14 protein-coding genes are annotated in these 18,370 nt (G+C 71.3%); 9 read left to right on the top strand and 5 right to left on the bottom strand.

The genetic code is table 11. The annotated features are described in order from the left end of the window. Nucleotides 1-41: 41 nt before the first annotated feature. From ACFWXQ_RS16660 to ACFWXQ_RS16650, 3 genes are read left to right on the top strand one after another with little or no spacing between them, the layout of a single operon-like run. Nucleotides 42-989, top strand: a complete 948-nt coding sequence (locus ACFWXQ_RS16660) for an EamA family transporter (protein ID WP_383947752.1) — start codon at nt 42-44, stop codon at nt 987-989. A gap of 50 nt (nt 990-1,039) precedes the next feature. Then, on the top strand, nt 1,040-2,008 hold the full coding sequence (locus ACFWXQ_RS16655; protein WP_383947755.1) for a DMT family transporter: 969 nt from the start codon (nt 1,040-1,042) through the stop codon (nt 2,006-2,008). 10 nt (nt 2,009-2,018) lie between these two features. After that, on the top strand, nt 2,019-2,963 hold the full coding sequence (locus tag ACFWXQ_RS16650; protein ID WP_383947757.1) for a LysR substrate-binding domain-containing protein: 945 nt from the start codon (nt 2,019-2,021) through the stop codon (nt 2,961-2,963). Between the two features lie 82 nt (nt 2,964-3,045). Here ACFWXQ_RS16650 and ACFWXQ_RS16645 read toward each other — a convergent pair whose 3' ends face one another. After that, nucleotides 3,046-4,767, bottom strand: coding sequence for a LamG-like jellyroll fold domain-containing protein (locus ACFWXQ_RS16645; RefSeq protein WP_383947760.1), 1,722 nt, complete (start codon nt 4,765-4,767; stop codon nt 3,046-3,048). A gap of 369 nt (nt 4,768-5,136) precedes the next feature. Between ACFWXQ_RS16645 and ACFWXQ_RS16640 the strand changes: the two genes are divergently transcribed. Further along, nucleotides 5,137-6,429: a M14 family zinc carboxypeptidase gene (locus ACFWXQ_RS16640; RefSeq protein WP_383947763.1), complete on the top strand. Its 1,293-nt coding sequence runs from the start codon at nt 5,137-5,139 to the stop codon at nt 6,427-6,429. A gap of 81 nt (nt 6,430-6,510) precedes the next feature. On the opposite strand, the gene pepN is transcribed toward ACFWXQ_RS16640, so the two are convergent. Then, nucleotides 6,511-9,102, bottom strand: coding sequence for an aminopeptidase N (gene pepN, locus ACFWXQ_RS16635; RefSeq protein ID WP_383947765.1), 2,592 nt, complete (start codon nt 9,100-9,102; stop codon nt 6,511-6,513). Nucleotides 9,103-9,215: 113 nt separating this feature from the next. On the opposite strand from pepN, the gene ACFWXQ_RS16630 reads away from it, so the two are divergent. Next, nucleotides 9,216-9,719: a DUF1203 domain-containing protein gene (locus ACFWXQ_RS16630; RefSeq protein ID WP_383947768.1), complete on the top strand. Its 504-nt coding sequence runs from the start codon at nt 9,216-9,218 to the stop codon at nt 9,717-9,719. 186 nt (nt 9,720-9,905) lie between these two features. On the opposite strand, the gene ACFWXQ_RS16625 is transcribed toward ACFWXQ_RS16630, so the two are convergent. Next, on the bottom strand, nt 9,906-10,934 hold the full coding sequence (locus tag ACFWXQ_RS16625) for an aspartate-semialdehyde dehydrogenase (RefSeq protein WP_383957215.1): 1,029 nt from the start codon (nt 10,932-10,934) through the stop codon (nt 9,906-9,908). A 298-nt stretch (nt 10,935-11,232) separates the two neighbouring features. On the opposite strand from ACFWXQ_RS16625, the gene ACFWXQ_RS16620 reads away from it, so the two are divergent. Continuing rightward, on the top strand, nt 11,233-11,787 hold the full coding sequence (locus ACFWXQ_RS16620) for an RNA polymerase sigma factor (RefSeq protein WP_383957212.1): 555 nt from the start codon (nt 11,233-11,235) through the stop codon (nt 11,785-11,787). Nucleotide 11,788: 1 nt separating this feature from the next. Next, the gene (locus ACFWXQ_RS16615; protein WP_386268409.1) at nt 11,789-12,670 is read left to right on the top strand and encodes a hypothetical protein; all 882 of its coding nucleotides are present in this window, start codon (nt 11,789-11,791) and stop codon (nt 12,668-12,670) included. 108 nt (nt 12,671-12,778) lie between these two features. Here the strand turns inward: ACFWXQ_RS16615 and ACFWXQ_RS16610 are convergent, their stop codons facing one another. Further along, a complete protein-coding gene (locus ACFWXQ_RS16610; RefSeq protein ID WP_383946923.1) occupies nt 12,779-16,084 on the bottom strand; it encodes a S8 family serine peptidase in 3,306 nt (1,101 codons plus the stop codon). 202 nt (nt 16,085-16,286) lie between these two features. Continuing rightward, complete coding sequence (locus tag ACFWXQ_RS16605; protein ID WP_383946926.1) at nt 16,287-16,826, bottom strand: CGNR zinc finger domain-containing protein; 540 nt, start codon at nt 16,824-16,826, stop codon at nt 16,287-16,289. 150 nt (nt 16,827-16,976) lie between these two features. Here ACFWXQ_RS16605 and ACFWXQ_RS16600 point away from each other — a divergent pair, with 150 nt between their 5' ends. Further along, on the top strand, nt 16,977-17,432 hold the full coding sequence (locus ACFWXQ_RS16600; protein WP_383946929.1) for a VOC family protein: 456 nt from the start codon (nt 16,977-16,979) through the stop codon (nt 17,430-17,432). Between the two features lie 39 nt (nt 17,433-17,471). Then, entirely contained in the window at nt 17,472-18,368 is an 897-nt protein-coding gene (locus ACFWXQ_RS16595; RefSeq protein WP_383946982.1) for a pyridoxamine 5'-phosphate oxidase family protein, read from the top strand. Nucleotides 18,369-18,370: the final 2 nt, after the last annotated feature.

Here is an 18,370-nt window from a genome sequence, read left to right as displayed (position 1 = left end):
CCGGAGTCATCACGCGAGCCACCTCCCTCATGGAGCCGGTCATGAACCGCAGTACCGTCATCGCGCTCACCGCCCTGGCCCCCGTGTCCTGGGGCAGTACCTACGCCGTCACCACGGAGTTCCTGCCGGCCGACCGTCCCCTGTTCACCGGCCTGATGCGCGCCCTGCCCGCCGGGCTCGTCCTGCTGGCCCTCGCCCGCACGCTGCCCCGCGGGGTCTGGTGGTGGAAGGCGGCGGCCCTGGGCGCGCTGAACATCGGCGCCTTCTTCCCGCTGCTCTTCCTCTCCGCCTACCGGCTGCCGGGCGGTATGGCGGCGGTCGTCGGTTCCGTCGGCCCGCTCTTCGTCGTGGGTCTCGCGGCGGCCCTGCTCGGTGAACGCCCGACCCTCCGTACGCTCCTCACGGGCCTCGCGGCGGCCTTCGGCGTGAGCCTGGTCGTACTGAAGGCGGCCGGTGCGCTGGACGCCGTGGGTGTGCTCGCCGCCCTCGCCGCGACCGCGTCGATGTCCGCGGGCACCGTGCTGACGAAGAGGTGGGGGCGTCCCGAGGGGGTGGGCCCGCTGGCCCTCACCGGCTGGCAGCTGACCGCGGGCGGGCTGCTGATGGCCCCGGTCGCGCTGCTCGTGGAGGGCGCGCCGCCCGCGCTCGACGGCCGGGCGGTCGGCGGCTACCTTTATCTGGCGCTGGCCAACACGGCGGTCGCGTACTGGCTCTGGTTCCGCGGCATCGGCCGGCTCACCGCCACCCAGGTCACCTTCCTCGGCCCGCTCTCCCCGCTCACGGCGGCCGTAATCGGCTGGGCTGCGCTCGGCCAGGCGCTGGGTCCCGTGCAGCTGGCGGGCATGGCCCTGGCTTTCGGGGCGACGGTGTTCGGCCAGCTCGGGGCGCGTCCGGTGCGTCCGGTGCGTAAAGCCGAAACGTTCAGCTCAGCTGAAAGGAATGCTCGAAAAGATTCGATGGACGTGACAGTTCCGGCGCTGCGACGGTAGATCCACATCGACCGGGTTCCCGGTGACGGGAAGAAAGGCGTGGATACACCGTGGGAGTCCCGGACCAGACCACCCGTACGCACCACAGCCCGCCGGACGCGGCTGGAGCGAACCGAAAGGGCGCCGACCCCGGCCCCAGCCCCGGCCCCCGCCCCCGCCTCGGCCTGGGGCTCGGCATCGCACTCGCCGCCGTCGCCACCGTCGTCTGGTCCGGCAGTTTCGTCACCTCCCGGGCGCTGCACGACAGCGTCCCGCCCGTCCAACAGGCCTTCTGGCGCTGGATCGTGGCGCTCGCGGCCCTCGCCCCGTTCGCGGCGAGAGCGGCCTGGCGGCAACGGCACGTACTCCGCCGACACCTCGGTTTCCTCCTCCTCGCCTCCCTCCTCGGCATCGCCGCGTACAACACCCTCGTCAACCAGGCGGCCCTCTCCACCTCCGCGGGCACCATGGGCATGATCATGGCCGCGTCGCCGGTCCTGATGGCGGTGCACGAACGCGTCGGCGGCGTACGACTCGGGGTACGCCGGATAGCGGGCATGCTGATCGCCTGCGCCGGGGTCCTGCTGCTCATGGGCGGCGGGAGGCCCTCGCTCGACTTCGGTGCCGGGGACCTCTGGATGGCGGGGGCGGCCGTGTGCTTCGCCTCGTACAGCGCGCTGCTGCGTCACAGGCCGCGCGAGCTCGACGGACTCGCCTTCCTCTTCGCGGCGTTCGTGCTCGGGACGGCGATGCTGCTCCCGGCGTACGCGGTGAGTCTGGCCGTCCAGGGACCTTTCGACCCGACGCCGTCGACCGTCGGACCCATCCTCTACATCGGCGTCTTCTCCTCCGCGCTCGCCTTCTTCGCCTGGAGCAGGGCGATCGCGCTGATCGGCGCGGCCAGGGCCGGGGCGGTCTACTACCTCCAGCCGGTGTGTGTGGCGGCGCTGTCGTACGCGGTCCTGGGCGAGGCGACGAGTCCCGCGCAACTGCTCTGCATGCTGCTGATCCTCGGCGGAGTCGTCCTCAGTGCCGGATAGGTTGCCGTCCATGGCCGAGCACGACAGGTGGGACATCAAGAAGCTGATCATTCTGCGTACGTTGCGTGAGCGGGGCACCGTCACGGCGGCTGCGGAGGCCCTCCTGCTGACCCCCTCGGCCGTCTCCCAGCAGCTGACCAACCTCGCCAAGCAGCTCGGTGTGCCGCTGCTGGAGGCGCAGGGGCGGCGGGTACGGCTCACCGGCGCGGCCCATCTGGTCCTGCGGCACGCGGAGGCGGTGTTCGAGCAACTTGAGCGGGCGGACGCGGAGTTGGCGGCGTACGCGCACGGGGAGGTCGGGGAGGTACGGGTGGCGGCCTTCTCCACGGCCGTGCCCGCGCTCGTCGTACCCGTCGTGCGGGCCCTGCGTGTGGCGCGCCCGGGGGTCCGGGTGCAGGTGCGGGAGGCCGAGGCGGGGGAGGCCTACGAGTTGCTGGGGGCCGGTGAGGTCGATCTCGCACTGTCACTCGCGGCGCGGGCCGTGCCGGACGCGGGGGACGGGCGGTTCACCCGCGTGCCGTTGCTCGCCGACCCGCTCGATGTCGCGCTGCCCGCCCATCACGCGCTGGTGGGAGCGGCGGAGGTACGGCTCGCCGATCTGGCGGGGGAGGCGTGGATCTTCGGCGGGAGCGGGCCGTGGTCCGACATCACGCGGGGGGCGTGCGAGGCGGCCGGGTTCGCCCCTCGGCAGGGGCATTCGGCGGCCGGGTGGGCCGCCATCCTCGCCATGGTGGGAGCCGGGATGGGAGTCGCGCTGGTGCCCCGGATGGCTGTGGCCGGGACAGTGGCGGGGCGGGGGGACGGCGTGGCGATGCGGGCCCTCGACGCCGACCGGCCTCGGCGGCATGTGGTGGCCGCGGTGCGGCGTGGGGGTGAGGGGGCGCCGGCGGTGGCGTGCGTTCTCGACGCCCTGCGGGCCGAGGCGGGCGCGTTGACGGCCCGCCGTCCGGGGTGAAGTTTTCTCGCCCCGTCACTCTGCCCGTCTCCCCGAGGCACCCGGGGCCCCGCCCGGTGCACTCGCACCGCAGGGCGGCCACTCAGGATGTGAGCTTCAGCTGCTTGATCTGGGCGGAGGTCAGGGCCCGGTCGTAGACACGTACGTTCTTGACGGCGCCGGGCAGGAAGTCGGCGGGGCCGCCGTTGTACTTGGCCCGTCCGATCACCAGGGAGCCGCCCGCCTCGGTGGTGTCGGCCACGGTCCCCTCCTGGACGCCGTCGACGTAGACGCTGAGCCGGCGCCCGGTGCCGTCGCACACGCCGACGAGGTGGGTCCAGACACCCGCCACGGGGGCGGTGCGGGCCACCGCGCGCTGGGTGGCCCCGGCGAAGACCCACTGCCGCTCATCGGTGGAGTACTGGAGGTAGAAGCAACTGTGGTCCTCGCCGTCCTCGCTGACGGCGGTGGCGAAGCTGTCGGGTATCACGCTCAGCCGCACCCACGCCGACACGGTGAAGCTGCGCCCCTCGCTCGTGTCGATCACCGGCCCGGTGGTGACGATCTGGCTGCTCGTGCCGTCGAACACCGCGGCCCCGTCCTGCCACCGCACACCGGTCGCGGTGCCGTCGTTGCCGCCGAGGGCGTCGCGGGCGACGTCGCCCGGGGCCGCGTCGAGGGGCCAGTGGCCGGCGGGTCGGGGGAGCCGGTCGGCGGGGGCGGGGGCGGGGGCGGAGGCGGACGGGGATGCGCCGGCCGCGGCGCCCTCCTTCTCGTCGTCCCCGGAGCGGGTGAGCCACAGGCCCGTACCGCCGCCGAGCACGGCGACGGCGGCCCCTGCGCCGGCGAGGAGGAAGCCGCGGCGCGCGGGCCGGGGCGGGGCGGTGCCGAGGGGGGTGGCGGGGTGTGCGAGCGGGGCCGCCTCCGCAACCTGCGTGGGTGAGTACTCCCGTAACCCGCCGCGTGTCCCGGCCGTCCCTGCCGTGTGCGCGGGGCCGGCCGGCACAGGTGTCTGCGCGGCGGCCGAGGGCCCGACATGGGCGAGTATCTGCCGGGGGGTGGGCCGGCCGGCCGGGTCCTTGGCCAGGCAGGCGCTGATGAGCGAACGCAGGCCGGGGTCCGCGATGGAACCGACGTCGGGCTCGCCGTGCACGACCCGGTAGAGCAGGGCGGGAGTGGGCCCGCCGCCGAACGGGTTGACGCCGGTCGCGGCGAAGGCCAGCACCGCGCCGAGGCAGAACACATCGCTCGCCGGAGTGATCCCGGCCCCGGCCACCTGCTCGGGAGACATGAATCCCGGCGAGCCGGCCACGAGTCCGGTCCCGGTGAGCGAGTCGCCCTCGACGCTCCGCACGATCCCGAAGTCGATGACTCTCGGTCCGTCCTCGGCGAGCAGCACATTGGAGGGCTTGAGATCGCGGTGGATCAGATGCACGGCATGGATCGACACGAGGGCCTCGGCCAGCCCGGCGGCCAGCGCGAACACCGCCTGCGACGTGAAGGGCCCCTGCTCCGCCACGGCCTGCTCCAGCGAGGGCCCGGCGATGTAACTGGTCACCAGCCAGGGCAGCGGCGCATCCGGATCGGCGTCGATCACCGGCGCGGTGAAGGCTCCGCTCACGGACCGGGCGGCCGCCACCTCGCGCCGGAACCGCGAGCGGAACTCGGGCCGCCGCAACAGCTCGGAGTGCACCACCTTCACCGCGACGAGCCGCCCACCGGGCGAACGCCCCAGGTAGACCCGCCCCATCCCACCCGAACCGAGTCGGCTGATCAGCTGGTACGCCCCGACGGATCCCGGGTCGTCCGACTCCAGCGCTGCCACAACTGCCTCCCGGCTCACCTGCTTTGCTGCATGGGCGCGGCCCAGCTTAGGCCGCAACGAACGACCGTTTGACCGAAACTCCGTACGACACACGGGAGTTCGAACAAGGGGCAGGCGTTTCAGCCTCTCCGGCGTTTGGGGGGCGGGGGTTCGGGGGCGGAGCCCCTGAGCAAGTGATGGGAACGGGCAGGGGCGGCGGGGGCGAAAACGCACCCGGCATATTCGCATAAGTGGATCTCCGTCGCGGCCGTCACAAGGGCCCCTTGACACCCTGACCCGGCACATCGAGCCTTGACGGGGCGCGCTCCCCGGACCTCTGGAACCGCCTGTTCGGGACGCTCAACGGCCGTACCGAGGTGAGGAGTTGGCGTGAGGGCAGAGGGCGCCCGGAGCCGGGGAAACCCGTATCCCACCGTCGACGAGCTGGCGTGGCGCGCGCGGGCGATGGTCGCGGAGCGGCCCAGGACATTGCGTCTGCGCACCGTCGGAACGTCCCGCGCCGGCCGGCCCCTGTGGCTGCTCTCCGCAGGCCACGGCGAGCACCAGATACTCACCGTGGCCGGTGCCCACGCCAACGAACCGGTCGGCGGTGCCTCCTCCCTCACCCTCGCCGAGGACTTCGTACGCGACCCGCGTGTCCTGGACGAACTCGGCTGCACCTGGCACTTCCTGCTCTGTCTGGACCCGGACGGCACGGCCCTCGGCGAGCGCCGGTTCGCCGGACACCCGGCCTCCGCGCCGACCCTGGACCGCTACTACCGCGGCTTCTACCGGCCCGCGTTCATCAGTCAGCCCGAGTTCCCGCCCGTGGACACGGACCCGCACACCGCGATGCCCGAATCGCGCGCGCTGACCCGGCTCCTCGACGAGCTGCGGCCCCTGATCCAGTTCTCCCTGCACGGAGTCGAAGTAGGAGGATCGTTCCTGCAGCTGACCCGGCCCGTGCCCGGAGCGCCGCGCGCCTTCCGGTCCGTGGCGGCGGAGCTCGGTATCCCGCTGGAGTACCGGCCGTTCGACGGCATGGGCTGGTTCGTGGACAGCCCCGGTGTGCTCGTCCTGCCGGACGGCAGCCCCGCCGACGAACGCGACCCCTCCGGCTACACCTCCCAGGCGACCTGGATGTACGCGATGCGGCACGGGACGGTCTCGGCCGTTGTCGAGGCCCCCTTCTGGAGCGTGGCCGGCGTGAGCGATCCGAGCCCCGTCACCCGCCCGGAGCGGGAGATCTCCCGGGCCGCCGAGATCCTGCTCAGCCGCGCCAAACAGCTGGAGAAGGTGCTCGGCGCGCTCGCCGACAAGCCGCCCGCTGACGAGCGCCGGCTGCCGTTCCACACCGCCGCGCGCGAACTCATGGACATCGGCCCCGGCGTGGTGGACACCTGGAACACCCACGACGCCCAGGGCCTGGGCGACGCCGAACTCGCCACCACCGTCGGCAACTCCGTCTCCCTCGGCATAGCCGCCCGCCGCATACCCCTGCGCGCGGCCGCGATGATGCGCAGCGCCCTCGACGAACCGCCCGAGGCCCTCGACACCCTCGTACGCGACTGGAGCCAGGAGCTGGAGACCACCTTCGTCGCCCGCTGGGTGCCGGTGCACCGGCAGACCGCCCTGCACATCCGCACGATGCTGCACCTGACCCGGCAACTGGTGAGCGCATGAACCCGGCAGCTGGAGAGCGCATGAAAAGGGCGCCCGGCACAGCACACGCCGGGCGCCCCCAATCACGTATCCACGTACCGCCTACCGCGTGGTCGCCGCCGCGTCCGCCGCCTGGGCCCTGAGCGCGCGCTCGATGCCCGCGCGGGACTCCGAGATCAGCCTGCGCAGTGCCGGGCCGGGCTCGGCGGAGGCCAGCCACTCGTCCGTCTTGCGGAGCGTCTCCTCCGAGACCTGGACGGACGGGTAGAGCCCGACCACGATCTGCTGGGCCATCTCGTGCGAGCGCGAGTCCCAGACGTCCTTGACCGCCGCGAAGTACTTGTCCGTGTACGGGGCGAGCAGCTCGCGCTGGCCGGTCTGGACGAAGCCGCCGATCACGGCCTCCTGCACGGCGTTCGGCAGCTTGTCGGACTCGACGACCGACGCCCAGGCCTCCGACTTCGCCTCCTCCGTCGGACGGGCGGCACGGGCGGACGTCGCGTGGCGCTCACCGGCGGCCGTCCTGTCACGCTCGTACTCGCCCGCGATCTCCGCCTCGTCGAACCGGCCCACCGCAGCGAGCTGCTGTACGAACGCCCAGCGCAGCTCGGTGTCGACGGCCAGCCCCTCGATGGTCTCGCGGCCGTCGAGCAGACCCTCCAAGAGGTCCAGCTGCTCCGGCGTACGGGCCGTCGCCGCGAAGGCGCGCGCCCAGGCCAGCTGGTGGTCGCCGCCGGCGGGGGCGGACTTCAGGTGGGCCAGCGTGGCGTCCGTCCAGCGGGTCAGCAGTGCCTCGCGCGCGGTCGGGTCGGCGTACAGCTCGACCGCCAGCTTCACCTGCCGGTGCAGCGACTGCACGACGCCGATGTCCGACTCCTTGCCGATGCCGGACAGCACGAGGGACAGGTAGTCGCGGGTCGCCAGCTCGGCGTCGCGCGTCATGTCCCAGGCCGAGGCCCAGCACAGGGCGCGCGGAAGGGACGACTCGAAGTCACCGAGGTGCTCGGTGACGAAGGCCAGGGACTGCTCGTCGAGACGGACCTTCGCGTACGAGAGGTCGTCGTCGTTGAGGAGGATCACCGCCGGGCGGCGCCTGCCCACCAGCTCGGGCACGGCGGTCAGTTCGCCGTCGACGTCCAGCTCGATACGGCCGTTCTCGTCGTCCCGCAGCAGCTTGCCGCTGTCGTCGTCGAGGTCGTAGAGGCCGACGGCGATCCGGTGCGGACGCAGCGTCGACTCGCCCTTGGCGCCGGCGGGCAGGGCGGGGGCCTCCTGGCGGATGGCGAAGGCGGTGATGACGCCGTTCGCGTCCGTCTCGATCTCCGGGCGCAGGATGTTGATGCCGGCCGTCTCCAGCCACGCCTTCGACCAGGTCTTCAGGTCCCGCCCCGAGGTCTCCTCCAGGGCGCCGAGGAGGTCGGACAGGCGCGTGTTGCCGAACGCGTGCCGCTTGAAGTAGGCCTGCACGCCCTGGAAGAACTCGTCCTCACCGACATAGGCGACGAGCTGCTTGAGTACGCTCGCGCCCTTGGCGTACGTGATGCCGTCGAAGTTGACCAGTACGTCGTCGAGGTCGTTGATCTCGGCCATGATCGGGTGCGTGGACGGCAGTTGGTCCTGCCGGTACGCCCAGGTCTTCATGGAGTTGGCGAACGTGGTCCAGGAGTGCGGCCAGCGCGACTGGGGGGCGTACGCCTGGCACGCGGCCTCGGCGTAGGTGGCGAACGACTCGTTCAGCCACAGGTCGTTCCACCACTCCATGGTGACCAGGTCGCCGAACCACATGTGCGCCAGCTCGTGCAGGATCGTGGCGGCCCGCACCTCGTACGCGGCGTCCGTGACCTTCGAGCGGAACACGTACTGGTCGCGGATCGTGACGGCGCCCGCGTTCTCCATCGCGCCCGCGTTGAACTCCGGCACGAACAGCTGGTCGTACTTCTTGAACGGGTACGCGTAGTCGAACTTCTCCTGGAACCACTCGAAGCCCTGCCGCGTCACCTCGAAGATCGCGTCAGAGTCGAGGAACTCGGCGAGCGAGGGCCGGCAGTAGATCCCGAGCGGAACCGACTGCCCGTCCTTCTCGTACACACTGTGCACCGAGTGGTACGGGCCCAGGATGAGCGCCGTGATGTACGTGGAGATACGGGGCGTCGGCTCGAAGACCCAGATGTCGTCCTTGGGCTCCGGCGTCGGCGAGTTGGAGATGACGGTCCAGCCGGTGGGCGCCTTCACGGTGAACTGGAAGGTGGCCTTCAGGTCCGGCTGCTCGAAGCTCGCGAAGACCCGGCGGGCGTCCGGCACCTCGAACTGCGTGTAGAGATAGGCCTGCTGGTCGACCGGGTCGACGAACCGGTGCAGGCCCTCACCGGTGTTGGTGTACGCGCAGTCGGCGACGACCCGCAGGATGTTGCGGCCCGCCAGGATCCCGGACAGCGCGATCCGCGAGTCCTTGAAGACCTCGGCCGGGTCGAGGGAGTCGCCGTTGAGGGTGACTTCGTGGACGGCCGGGGCCACCAGGTCGATGAACGACTCGGCGCCGGTCTCGGCCGAGTCGAAGCGCACGGTGGTCACGGACCGGTAGGTGCCTCCCTCGCCCTGCGCGCCGGAGAGGTCGAGATCGATCTCGTACGAGTCAACGGTGAGCAGCTTCGCCCGCTGCTGCGCCTCTTCGCGGGTCAGGTTTGTGCCAGGCACGCGGTCATCTCCTCGTTATGTGTGGGTTGCGCCATCCTTCCACGGCTGATGCGGGGAACGCGATGTCCGTTTCCCGCCGGTGGAAGGCGTGTGGGGGCGGGAGTCTGGAACGCATGACGACATATACCGCGCGGCCGATCACACCGGGTGTGCTGAAGGAACTCCGTGACGTCGACGACGCCGGGAGGGCCTGTGTTCCGTTCGTGGAGGGGGAGGGCGGGAGTCCGCTGCGGTGCTGTCTGCGGCGGAGCGGGAGTGGGGAGCGGATTGCTCTTGTCTCTTACGCTCCGTTGCGGCGGTGGGCTGCGGGTGCGGGCGTCGAGCCGGGGGCGTACGACGAGCAGGGGCCCGTGTTCGTCCACGCCGAGGAGTGTGCGGGGCCGGAGGAGGGTGGGGGTGGGCGGTACCCGTTCGCCAGCCCCGGGGCGCTGCGTGTCGTGCGCCGGTACTCCGCCGAGGGGCGCATCCTCGGTGGGCGTCTCCTCGACCTTCCGTCGACGCCCACCGAATCGCTGGACGCGGCCTTCTCGGAGGCCTTCACCGATCCCGGGGTGGCCCTGGTGCACGTCCGTGCGGTGGAGTACGGCTGCTTCCTCTACGAGGTCCGGCGGCCGTAGGGCTTTTACTCGCCCCCGCCGCCCCTACCCATTCCCGTCCCTGACTCAGGGGCTCCGCCCCCGAACCCCCAAAAGACTGCGCAGTTCCCCGCGCCCCTTAAAGGGGCGCGGGGAACTGCGCGATCAGCCACGACGAATCCGCAGACGAAGCCCTTCAGCCCGTCCGGCGCTTGAGGACGAGGTCGTTCAGGACTTGAGGTCCGCTGCCACGAGCTCTGCGATCTGGACCGCGTTCAACGCGGCCCCCTTGCGGAGGTTGTCGTTGGAGACGAAGAGGGCCAGGCCGTGGTCGACGGTCTCGTCCGTGCGGATGCGGCCGACGAAGGAGGGGTCCTGCCCGGCGGCCTGGAGGGGGGTCGGGATGTCGGAGAGGGCGACACCCGGGGCGCCCGCGAGGAGCTCCGTCGCGCGCTCAGGCGACAGCGGACGCGCGAAGCGGGCGTTGACCTGGAGCGAGTGGCCCGAGAACACCGGGACGCGGACACACGTGCCGGAGACCTTGAGCGCCGGGATCTCCAGGATCTTGCGGGACTCGTTGCGGAGCTTCTGCTCCTCGTCCGTCTCGTTCAGACCGTCGTCGACGATCGAGCCGGCGAGCGGAAGGACGTTGAAGGCGATGGGGCGCTTGTAGACACCGGGCTCCGGGAAGTCGACCGCCGAACCGTCGTGGGTCAGCTTGTCCGCGTCCGCCCCGACCTTCTGCACCTGACCGTGCAGCTCCGCCACGCCCGCGAGCCCCGACCCGGACACGGCCTGGTACGTCGCGACGACCAGCGCTTCGAGGCCCGCCTCCTCGTGGAGCGGCTTGAGCACCGGCATCGCGGCCATCGTCGTGCAGTTCGGGTTGGCGATGATGCCCTTGGGGCGGTCGGTGATCGCGTGCGGGTTCACCTCGGAGACCACGAGGGGGACCTCCGGGTCCCTGCGCCACGCCGACGAGTTGTCGATCACGACGGCGCCCTGGGAGGCGACCTTCTCGGCGAGGGCCCTGGAGGTGGCACCGCCCGCGGAGAACAGGACGATGTCCAGGCCGCTGTAGTCGGCGGTGGAGGCGTCCTCCACGGTCACGGCCGAGCCCTTGTAGTCGATCGTCGAACCGGCCGACCGCGCCGAGGCGAACAGCCGCAGCGTCTCCATCGGGAAGTCCCGCTCAGCGAGGATCTTGAGCATGACCGTGCCGACCTGACCGGTGGCTCCGACGATTCCTACCTTCACGGCGACTCCTTTTGCCTGTGCATTACTGGCCAGTGTTTCCATCATGCGTCTCACCCCGGCCCGCCTGTCCAATCCTTTGACCTCGAAGACCGAGTACTGGGACGGACCCGGCCGGGGCCCGAGCCCAGTACCCGGCCCGGTTTCCGTACCGATGTGACATTCCACTCCCGGTTCTGAAGATCCCGGTTCTGAAGATCCCGGTTCTGAGGATTCCCGGTTCTGAAGATTCCCCGAATCCGGCCGAACGTTTCCCGCCCCACCGGCGTCATAGAGAAAACGCGGCGAGGGGAGGGTGGCTGTGCTGCGCAGAAAAGCCCGCCGCGTCCAGGGGGGCGGGGAGAGCGCCGGGGGGACGCTCGACGACCCCCTGGACGCGGCCCAGGAGCGTCGGGTGCGTGCTGTGCTCGCGCTCGGCGGGGTGCCGCAGGCGGACCTGCCGGACGGGGTACAGCAGGTCCGGCTGCGGCTCCTGGAACGGGCGGCGAGCGGGGCCGAGGCACCCCGTGACGTGTCGGCGTGGGCGGCGGTCGTCGCCTCGAACCTGGCGATGGACTGGCATCGCGCCAGGCGCCGCCAGGAGCGGATCGGCGAGCGCCTGGCCTCGCTGAGGACGCCGGACCATGCCGCGGGGGAGTCGGGCGAGGACACGAAGGTGATGTCGCTCGCCGTCGCCCAGGGACTGGACGAACTGCCGGACGCCCAACGGCAGATCCTCGTGCTGCGCTTCTACGCCGACCTGCCCGTCCGTGGCATCGCCGAGGAGCTCGGCATCCCGGAGGGCACGGTCAAGAGCAGGCTGCACACGGCGGTCCGCGCGCTGCGCGCCCGCCTGCACGAGGACGAGGTGGTGTGACGTGGCCGAGTACGAGGGAATGGACGCGCTGCTGGCCGCGCTCACGGACGAACCCCTCCCCGAGGGCGCCCGGGACGATGCCCAGTTCCTGGCCGAGCACCGGTCCGCGCTCGCGGACATCGCCCTGCTCAGAGAACAGCTGCGGATGATGGGCGACACGCTGGCCGCGGAGACACCGGCGCATACGGAGGCAGCGAGTACGCGGACACCGGTGGCGGAAGCCGGGCGGCCCGAGGCCGACCCCTCCCCGGCGCCCGTACCGCTCACGAAAGCCAAGCCGCTCAGGGAACCGAAGCCGCTCACGAACCCGAAGCCGCTGAGGGAACCGAAGCCGTTCAGGCCGCCGAAAACGGCCGGGCCGTCCCGGTCGCCCTGGTACCGGCGGTACGCGGGCGTGGCCCTCGGCACCCTCGTGGTGGGCGCGGGCACGGCGATGCTCGGCGGGATGGTGTGGCTCGGTGTGCAGGGGGGCAGCGACGACACCGGTTCGGCCGACTCGTCGGCCGCGAAGCAGGAGGACAGCGGGGGTGACTCGTCGCTGTACTCGCCCGAGATGCACCTCGCGTGCTCCAAGGTCCTCGTCGAGGGGACCGTACAGAGCATCACGCCGACCGACGACGGGAACGTACGCGTCGTGCTGAAGGCGAAGCGTTACTACCGGCCCGAGCAGTCCGTGGCGGACCATCCGACGATCACCGTCACGCTGCTCGACAGTGCCAGGGCGGACCTGAAGGTCGGCACGTACACCCTGATCCGGGTGCCGGTGTTCGCGCAGGACCGGCAGGACTGGGAGACCGGCTCGGGCGTCGCCGACGCCCGCAAGGACATCCTGGAGGCGCTGCCGAAGGCGCGGGGGATGGAGTGCGCGGGCCCCGGGGGGTAGGGCCGGCGGACGACGAGAAGGGCGGGCGCCCGGTGTGACCGGACGCCCGCCCTTCTCGTACGGAGAACAAGCCGTTCAGAGAGCAAGGCCCTCAGAGCGCTGCGAACGCTACGGCGTGACCTTCTCGATCAGCACGCTGCCGGTACCGGCGACCGTGCCCCGGGCGTTCACGAGCTGCGCGCGCCCGAAGAACGTCCGGCCCTCCGGCGGCGCCGCGTTCGCGACGACCTTCGCCTCGACCGAGGCGGTGGCCCCGGTGCCGAGCTTCACGGGCGTCGAGTCGACCTGGACCTCGCCGAGCGAAGGCGCGAAGTACACGTCGAGGTAGTCGTACGCCGTGGAGCCCGCCGGGATCGCGTAGCCGACGACCTCGATGGTGTACGTGCCGGCGGCCGGCGACGGGACGGAGACGGACTCCTCGGAGTCGCCGTCCGCGGACTGGCCCACCTGGTTGCCCTGCGCGTCGTAGACGGTCAGGTCGAGGTCCGCCGCGGCGTCCGAGACGTTGCCGATGGTGACGTCGAGCGAACCGGCGCCCGCGGGCACGTCCACCGTGGTGGTGTCCGTGGCGCCGTCGGCGATGGTTGGCCGCGCGTTCTTGGAGGAGCCGAGCGGGCCGCCCTTCAGCGAACCGTCGACCGGGACGAGCTTGTTCGTCACCTTCCAGGAGACCGGGGCCGGCGTGCCGACCTTGGCCTCGGGGACGGTCACGACCGCCGGGTCGAAGTCGGCGCCGAGCACCTCGACGTTCAGCTTGTACGGGTTGTCGAGCACCGGCGACGTACGGCGCGACTCGACCTCGATCTCCCAGACGCCGGGCTGCGGGTCGGCGTACGAACGCACGTCGGGCTTGCAGCCGTTGCCGTCGAGGTAGTTGTTGTAGCAGAACGGCGTCGAGGTGTTGTCGACCGGAACGCCGTACGGGTGGATGGCGATGAACCGGGTCTGGCTCTTGTCCTTCAGCCCGCCGATCGCGACCTCAAGGGCCTTGGCACCCTCGGGGACGGTCACGAAGTACGACTTGCTGGAGTTGCGCTGGACCGTGCCGGACGCCGAGTAGGTGTACTTCAGCGGGGCGGAGGCCACGACCGTGGTGAGGACCTGCTTGTCGATGCCCTCGGTCCTCGGGTCGTCGACCTCCAGGATCGCGCTGCTGAGACCGGAGTTCTCCGGCTTGGCCGAGACCTTCACGGTCACCGGCTGGTTCAGCGGCAGGGACACCTCGTCGCTGCCGACGATCTTGAACGTGTCGTCCCGGTTGTTCTCCAGGTGCAGCTCGTGCCGGACGGCACGGTCGGCGCCCGTCGTACGGGTGATGGTGACGTCGTACGTCTTCTTCTGGCCGACCTTGAGGCCGCCCTCGCGGTCGTAGAGGCCCGTGCCGAAGCCCGGGGTCTTGAGCGCGAAGTCGATCGCGGTGTCGACCGGGGCCTTCACCGTGTACTCGTGGGCGGTGGCGCCGTCACGGATCGAGTCCCAGGCGTCGGGGATGTTGACGAGGCCCGCGCCCTCCGCGTACGCCTGCGTGCCGCTGATGTGGTCCGCGGTCGAGGTGAGCGCGGTGCGCAGCTTGGCGGGCGTCAGGTCGATGTTCTTCTGCTTCGCGGCGCTCAGCAGCAGCGCGGACGCGCCCGCGGCCTGCGGGGACGCCATCGAGGTGCCCTGGAGCATCGAGTAGCCGGCCGGCAGGGAGTAGCCCGCCTCGGCGACCGGGCCGCCGGGCAGCCAGGTCTGCGTGGTGTTGATGGAGGCGCCGGGCGCGGTCAGCGTCGGCGTGAAGCCGCCGTCCTCACGCGGGCCGCGCGAGGAGAAGGGCAGCATCGCGTACTTCTTCTCGACGGCCGAGCCGTAGTTGGACGCCCAGGTCTCCTTGGAGATGGATGCGCCGACCGAGATGACCTTGTCGGCCAGGCCGGGGTCGCCGATCGTGTTGGCGCCGGGGCCCGAGTTGCCGGCCGAGATGACCAGCTCGACGCCGTAGGTGTCGATCAGGCGGGTGTAGAGCTCGGCGCGCGCGTTGTTGCCGTCGTTCAGCGCCGGAAGGCCGCCGATGGACATGTTGACGATGTCGACGCCACGGTTGGCGACGAGGTCGATCATGCCCTCGGTGAGCGCGACGTTGGTGCAGCTGGGGCCGAAGAGGCAGGCGCGGGAGGAGACGACCTTCGCACCGGGCGCGGCACCGTTCATCTTGCCGCCGAACAGCCCGTTCGCGGCGGTGATACCGGCGACGTGCGTGCCGTGCTCGCTCGATATCAGGCCGATGTTGACGAAGTCGCGCTTCTGGCCGACCCAGTCGCCGCCCAGCGGGTCCATCGGGACGTCCTTGCGGATCTCCACGACGAACGGCTGGCGCTCGACCACGTCGGTGGCCGGGTTGTCGGTACCGAAGTAGCCGATCTGGTACCCGTCCTTGTACGGCTTCATCGGCGCGTCGTCGGTGAAGTCGCTGTTGCCGTTGGAGTCGACACGGACCGTGCCGGCCGCCGCGTCGTACAGCACGCCCCAGGTGTCGGTGGTGTCGCCGTCGCGGTTCACGTCACCGGCCGCGTCGCCGCCGGCGGTCGCGGACTCGCGGAAGAGATTCACCTGGTAGCTGCCCGCGGGCGCGGTCCAGGTCTTGCCGCTGAAGGTGAACGTCGGCCCGGACACCGAGGTCAGCATCGCGCGCCAGGACGCGTCGCCGTCGATGATCGGGTCGGTGGACGTCACCCAGTCGACGATCTTGCGCTCGCCGGTGGTGGTCTTCTGCAGCGCGGGGTGCGCCAGGTCCACACCGGAGTCGAGGACACCGATGGTGATGCCCCGGCCGTCCGCCTTCGGGTTCTTCTTCACGAAGTCGACGGCACCCGTCTCGAAGGACGGGTTGTACGGGTTCTCGGCGGGGGTGTTCTTGCCGGGTGCCGGGTAGGCGCCGGCCGTCGGGGCCTTCTCGGCGCCCTTGGCGGTGTCGGCGGACGGCGTCGGGTCGTCCAGCGCGATCTCCTGGCGCAGGTCGATGCCGTGCACGGAGGAGAGCTTGGCGGCCGCCTTGATGGCCGCGTCGGCCCTGGCGGTCGGGACGGTGGCGCGGACGTAGCCGAGCTTGTCGTAGGTACGGCCCACGGAGCCGCCCTTCACCGCGTCCAGCTGGCCCGCTACCTGCTCGGTCTGCCCCGGCGCGGTGGCGACCATCATCGTGACGTTCTTGTCGCCGCCGGCCTCGGCCTCGGCGAGGAGGTCGGCGTCGTCCGAACCGAGCTTGCCGCTCGCGGACTTGACCGACGTGTCGACGGGAGTGCCCGGGTCGTCCGCGGAGAAGGCCATGGGTATCGGCCCCGCCGCGGAGAGTGCGGCCACGAGCCCGGCGGCCACGGCTATGCGCGCCGCACGTCTCGCGCCGGTGATCGGAGCTCGCTGAGGGTTGGGGGTCATCAGCATCCTTGTAGGTAAAGGAAAGTCCGTTGACGATCGGAACGATCGCCCCAGTCCGGTATGTGAACCCGGATGACCGCTCAGCTTTACCCAAGTGATGGATGTTTGGGGAGGGTTGACCGTGGCGTGAAGTGTGCATGGCGTACTTCCGCCATACGCCACCGCGGGCATAGCGGCGTATGGCCGGACATTCCCGGAGGGCTCAGCCCTCTCGCGTGCGCGCGTAGTGGCGGGACGCCTTCGCGCGGTTGCCACAGGCGGCCATCGAGCACCAGCGGCGGGTGCCGTTCCGTGAGGTGTCGAAGAAGTGCAGGACGCACGCCTCGTGGGCGCAGTGCCGGATGCGGTCGGGGGCGGTGTCCAGCAGTTCCAGGTAGTCGCGGGCCGCGAGCCAGGCCGGCCCCCAGGACGGGTCGCGGAACTCGGCCGCCTCGCCCGGCCCCTGTGCGGTCAGGGTCGCCCGGATCCGCCCGTGCGCGAGCACGGCGTCGACGCGGCCCGCGCCCTCCGCCAGGGATCCGTCCACCGCGGCCCGCAGGGCGTCCCGTGCCGTCAGCGCATGGCGCAGGGTCGCCTCGTCGGCCGTGAAGTCCAGCGCGTTGGCGGCCAGCCACACCGCGAGACCCTCGGTGTCCGTCAGCAGGTCCTGGACCGCGCCCTCGTGCATCCACCGCGTGTTGAGCAGGTCGAGCGAGAGCGGCTCCCCGATGAGCGGACGTGGATCCCGGGCGGTGACGGACATCTTGCGGCTCCCTGCTTCCCCGGCCGGCGCGCACGGACCGGCCCCTGCTAACCGGTCAAGGGTATGGGACCGGTTGACGTCCCCCGACTCTAACTCTTAAAGTCACAGACAACGGTTAGCCCGTCCAGGGCTCGACGCAAGGGGAGCGCCATGCCGACGACGACCGCACCGCGCATCGGCCACACCGGCCTGAATGTCACGGATCTCGACCGCTCGCTCGCCTTCTACCGGGACGTCCTCGGCTTCACGGTGATCGTCGAGGGCAAGGAGGAGGACCGGCGGTACGCGTTCCTCGGCGAGGACGGCCGCCCCGTGCTCACGCTGTGGCAGCAGGCCCGCCACGGCTATACGGCGACCGGCGCGGGGCTGCACCATCTGGCCCTGGAGGTCGACACGGTCGAGCAGGTCAGGGCGTACGAGACGGCGCTGCGCGCCCATGGCGTGGAGTTCGCCCACGAGGGCGTCGTCGCCCATCGCGAGGGCGCCGCGTCCGGGGGCATCTTCTTCCACGACCCGGACGGCACCCGCCTGGAGATCTCCACGGCCCACGGCGTCGAGGGGGCGCCGGCCCCGTCGGGCGAGGCTCCGACCTGCGGATTCTTCTAGCCCGAACCGGTGGAGCCCGAACCGATGGAGTCCGAACCGATGGAGGAGGACACCGTGACCTACCACTCCGGCTCGCGTGCCGTGCAGGACCGGGTCGGCGTGCGTGACCTCGCCGACCATGTAGGACGGTCGATCGGGCAGGGGCTGCGACCGGTGGCCGCCGCTTTCCTGGAGCTCCAGCCGATGCTCGTGCTGGGCGCCGCCGACCCGGACACCGGCCGGGTGTGGGCCTCCCCGGTCACCGGCGGGCCCGGATTTGTACGGGCCACCGGACCGCGGCAGATCTCCGTCGCGCACGGCCCGCGCGCGGGCGACCCGCTCACCTCGGCGCTCGCCGTCGCCGGGACGCCGGTCGGCACCATCGCGCTCGACCCCCGCACCCGCCGCCGCATGCGGCTCAACGGCCGCTCCCGGCCCACGCCCCGCGGCCTGGCGGTCGAGGCCGACCAGGTCTTCTCCAACTGCCCCAAGTACCTCCAGAAACGCGAGTCGTACGAGACGGTCGAGCGCACCCCCGGCGAGCCGCTGCGCGGCGGCGAACTCGGCGCGGCCCAGCGGGAGTTCGTCCACTCCGCCGACACCTTCTTCCTCGCCACCGTCCACGGTGGTGGCGCGGACGCCGGCCATCGCGGCGGCAACCCCGGTTTCGTGCACGTCACTTCACCGACCGAGCTGAGCTGGCGCGACTACCCCGGCAACGCCATGTTCCTCACCCTCGGCAACCTCGTCGTCGACCCGCGCGCCGGACTCCTCTTCCTCGACTGGGAGACGGGCGCCGCCCTCCAGCTCTCCGGCACGGCTCGCACGGAGTTCGCCCCCGACGGCACCCGCACCGTCCGCTTCACCGTCGAGGCCGTCGTGGACACGCCCGCGGCGAGCCCGCTGTGCTGGTCGCCGCCCGAATACTCACCGGCGAACCCGTCCCAGCCGTATTAACG

The sequence above is a fragment of the Streptomyces sp. NPDC058697 genome, from assembly GCF_042715345.1.
Taxonomy (GTDB): domain Bacteria; phylum Actinomycetota; class Actinomycetes; order Streptomycetales; family Streptomycetaceae; genus Streptomyces; species Streptomyces liliifuscus.
The sequence above is the reverse complement of the archived record's forward strand: the minus strand, read 5'-3'. Positions and strand labels throughout refer to the sequence as shown.

Coding starts and splice junctions, on each gene's coding strand:
- ACFWXQ_RS16600 (WP_383946929.1), top strand. CDS start 16,977: ATGCCGACGACGACCGCACCGCGCATCGGCCACACCGGCCTGAATGTC.
- ACFWXQ_RS16660 (WP_383947752.1), top strand. CDS start 42: ATGAACCGCAGTACCGTCATCGCGCTCACCGCCCTGGCCCCCGTGTCC.
- ACFWXQ_RS16605 (WP_383946926.1), bottom strand. CDS start 16,826: ATGTCCGTCACCGCCCGGGATCCACGTCCGCTCATCGGGGAGCCGCTC.
- ACFWXQ_RS16610 (WP_383946923.1), bottom strand. CDS start 16,084: ATGACCCCCAACCCTCAGCGAGCTCCGATCACCGGCGCGAGACGTGCG.
- ACFWXQ_RS16650 (WP_383947757.1), top strand. CDS start 2,019: ATGGCCGAGCACGACAGGTGGGACATCAAGAAGCTGATCATTCTGCGT.
- ACFWXQ_RS16630 (WP_383947768.1), top strand. CDS start 9,216: ATGACGACATATACCGCGCGGCCGATCACACCGGGTGTGCTGAAGGAA.
- ACFWXQ_RS16595 (WP_383946982.1), top strand. CDS start 17,472: ATGGAGGAGGACACCGTGACCTACCACTCCGGCTCGCGTGCCGTGCAG.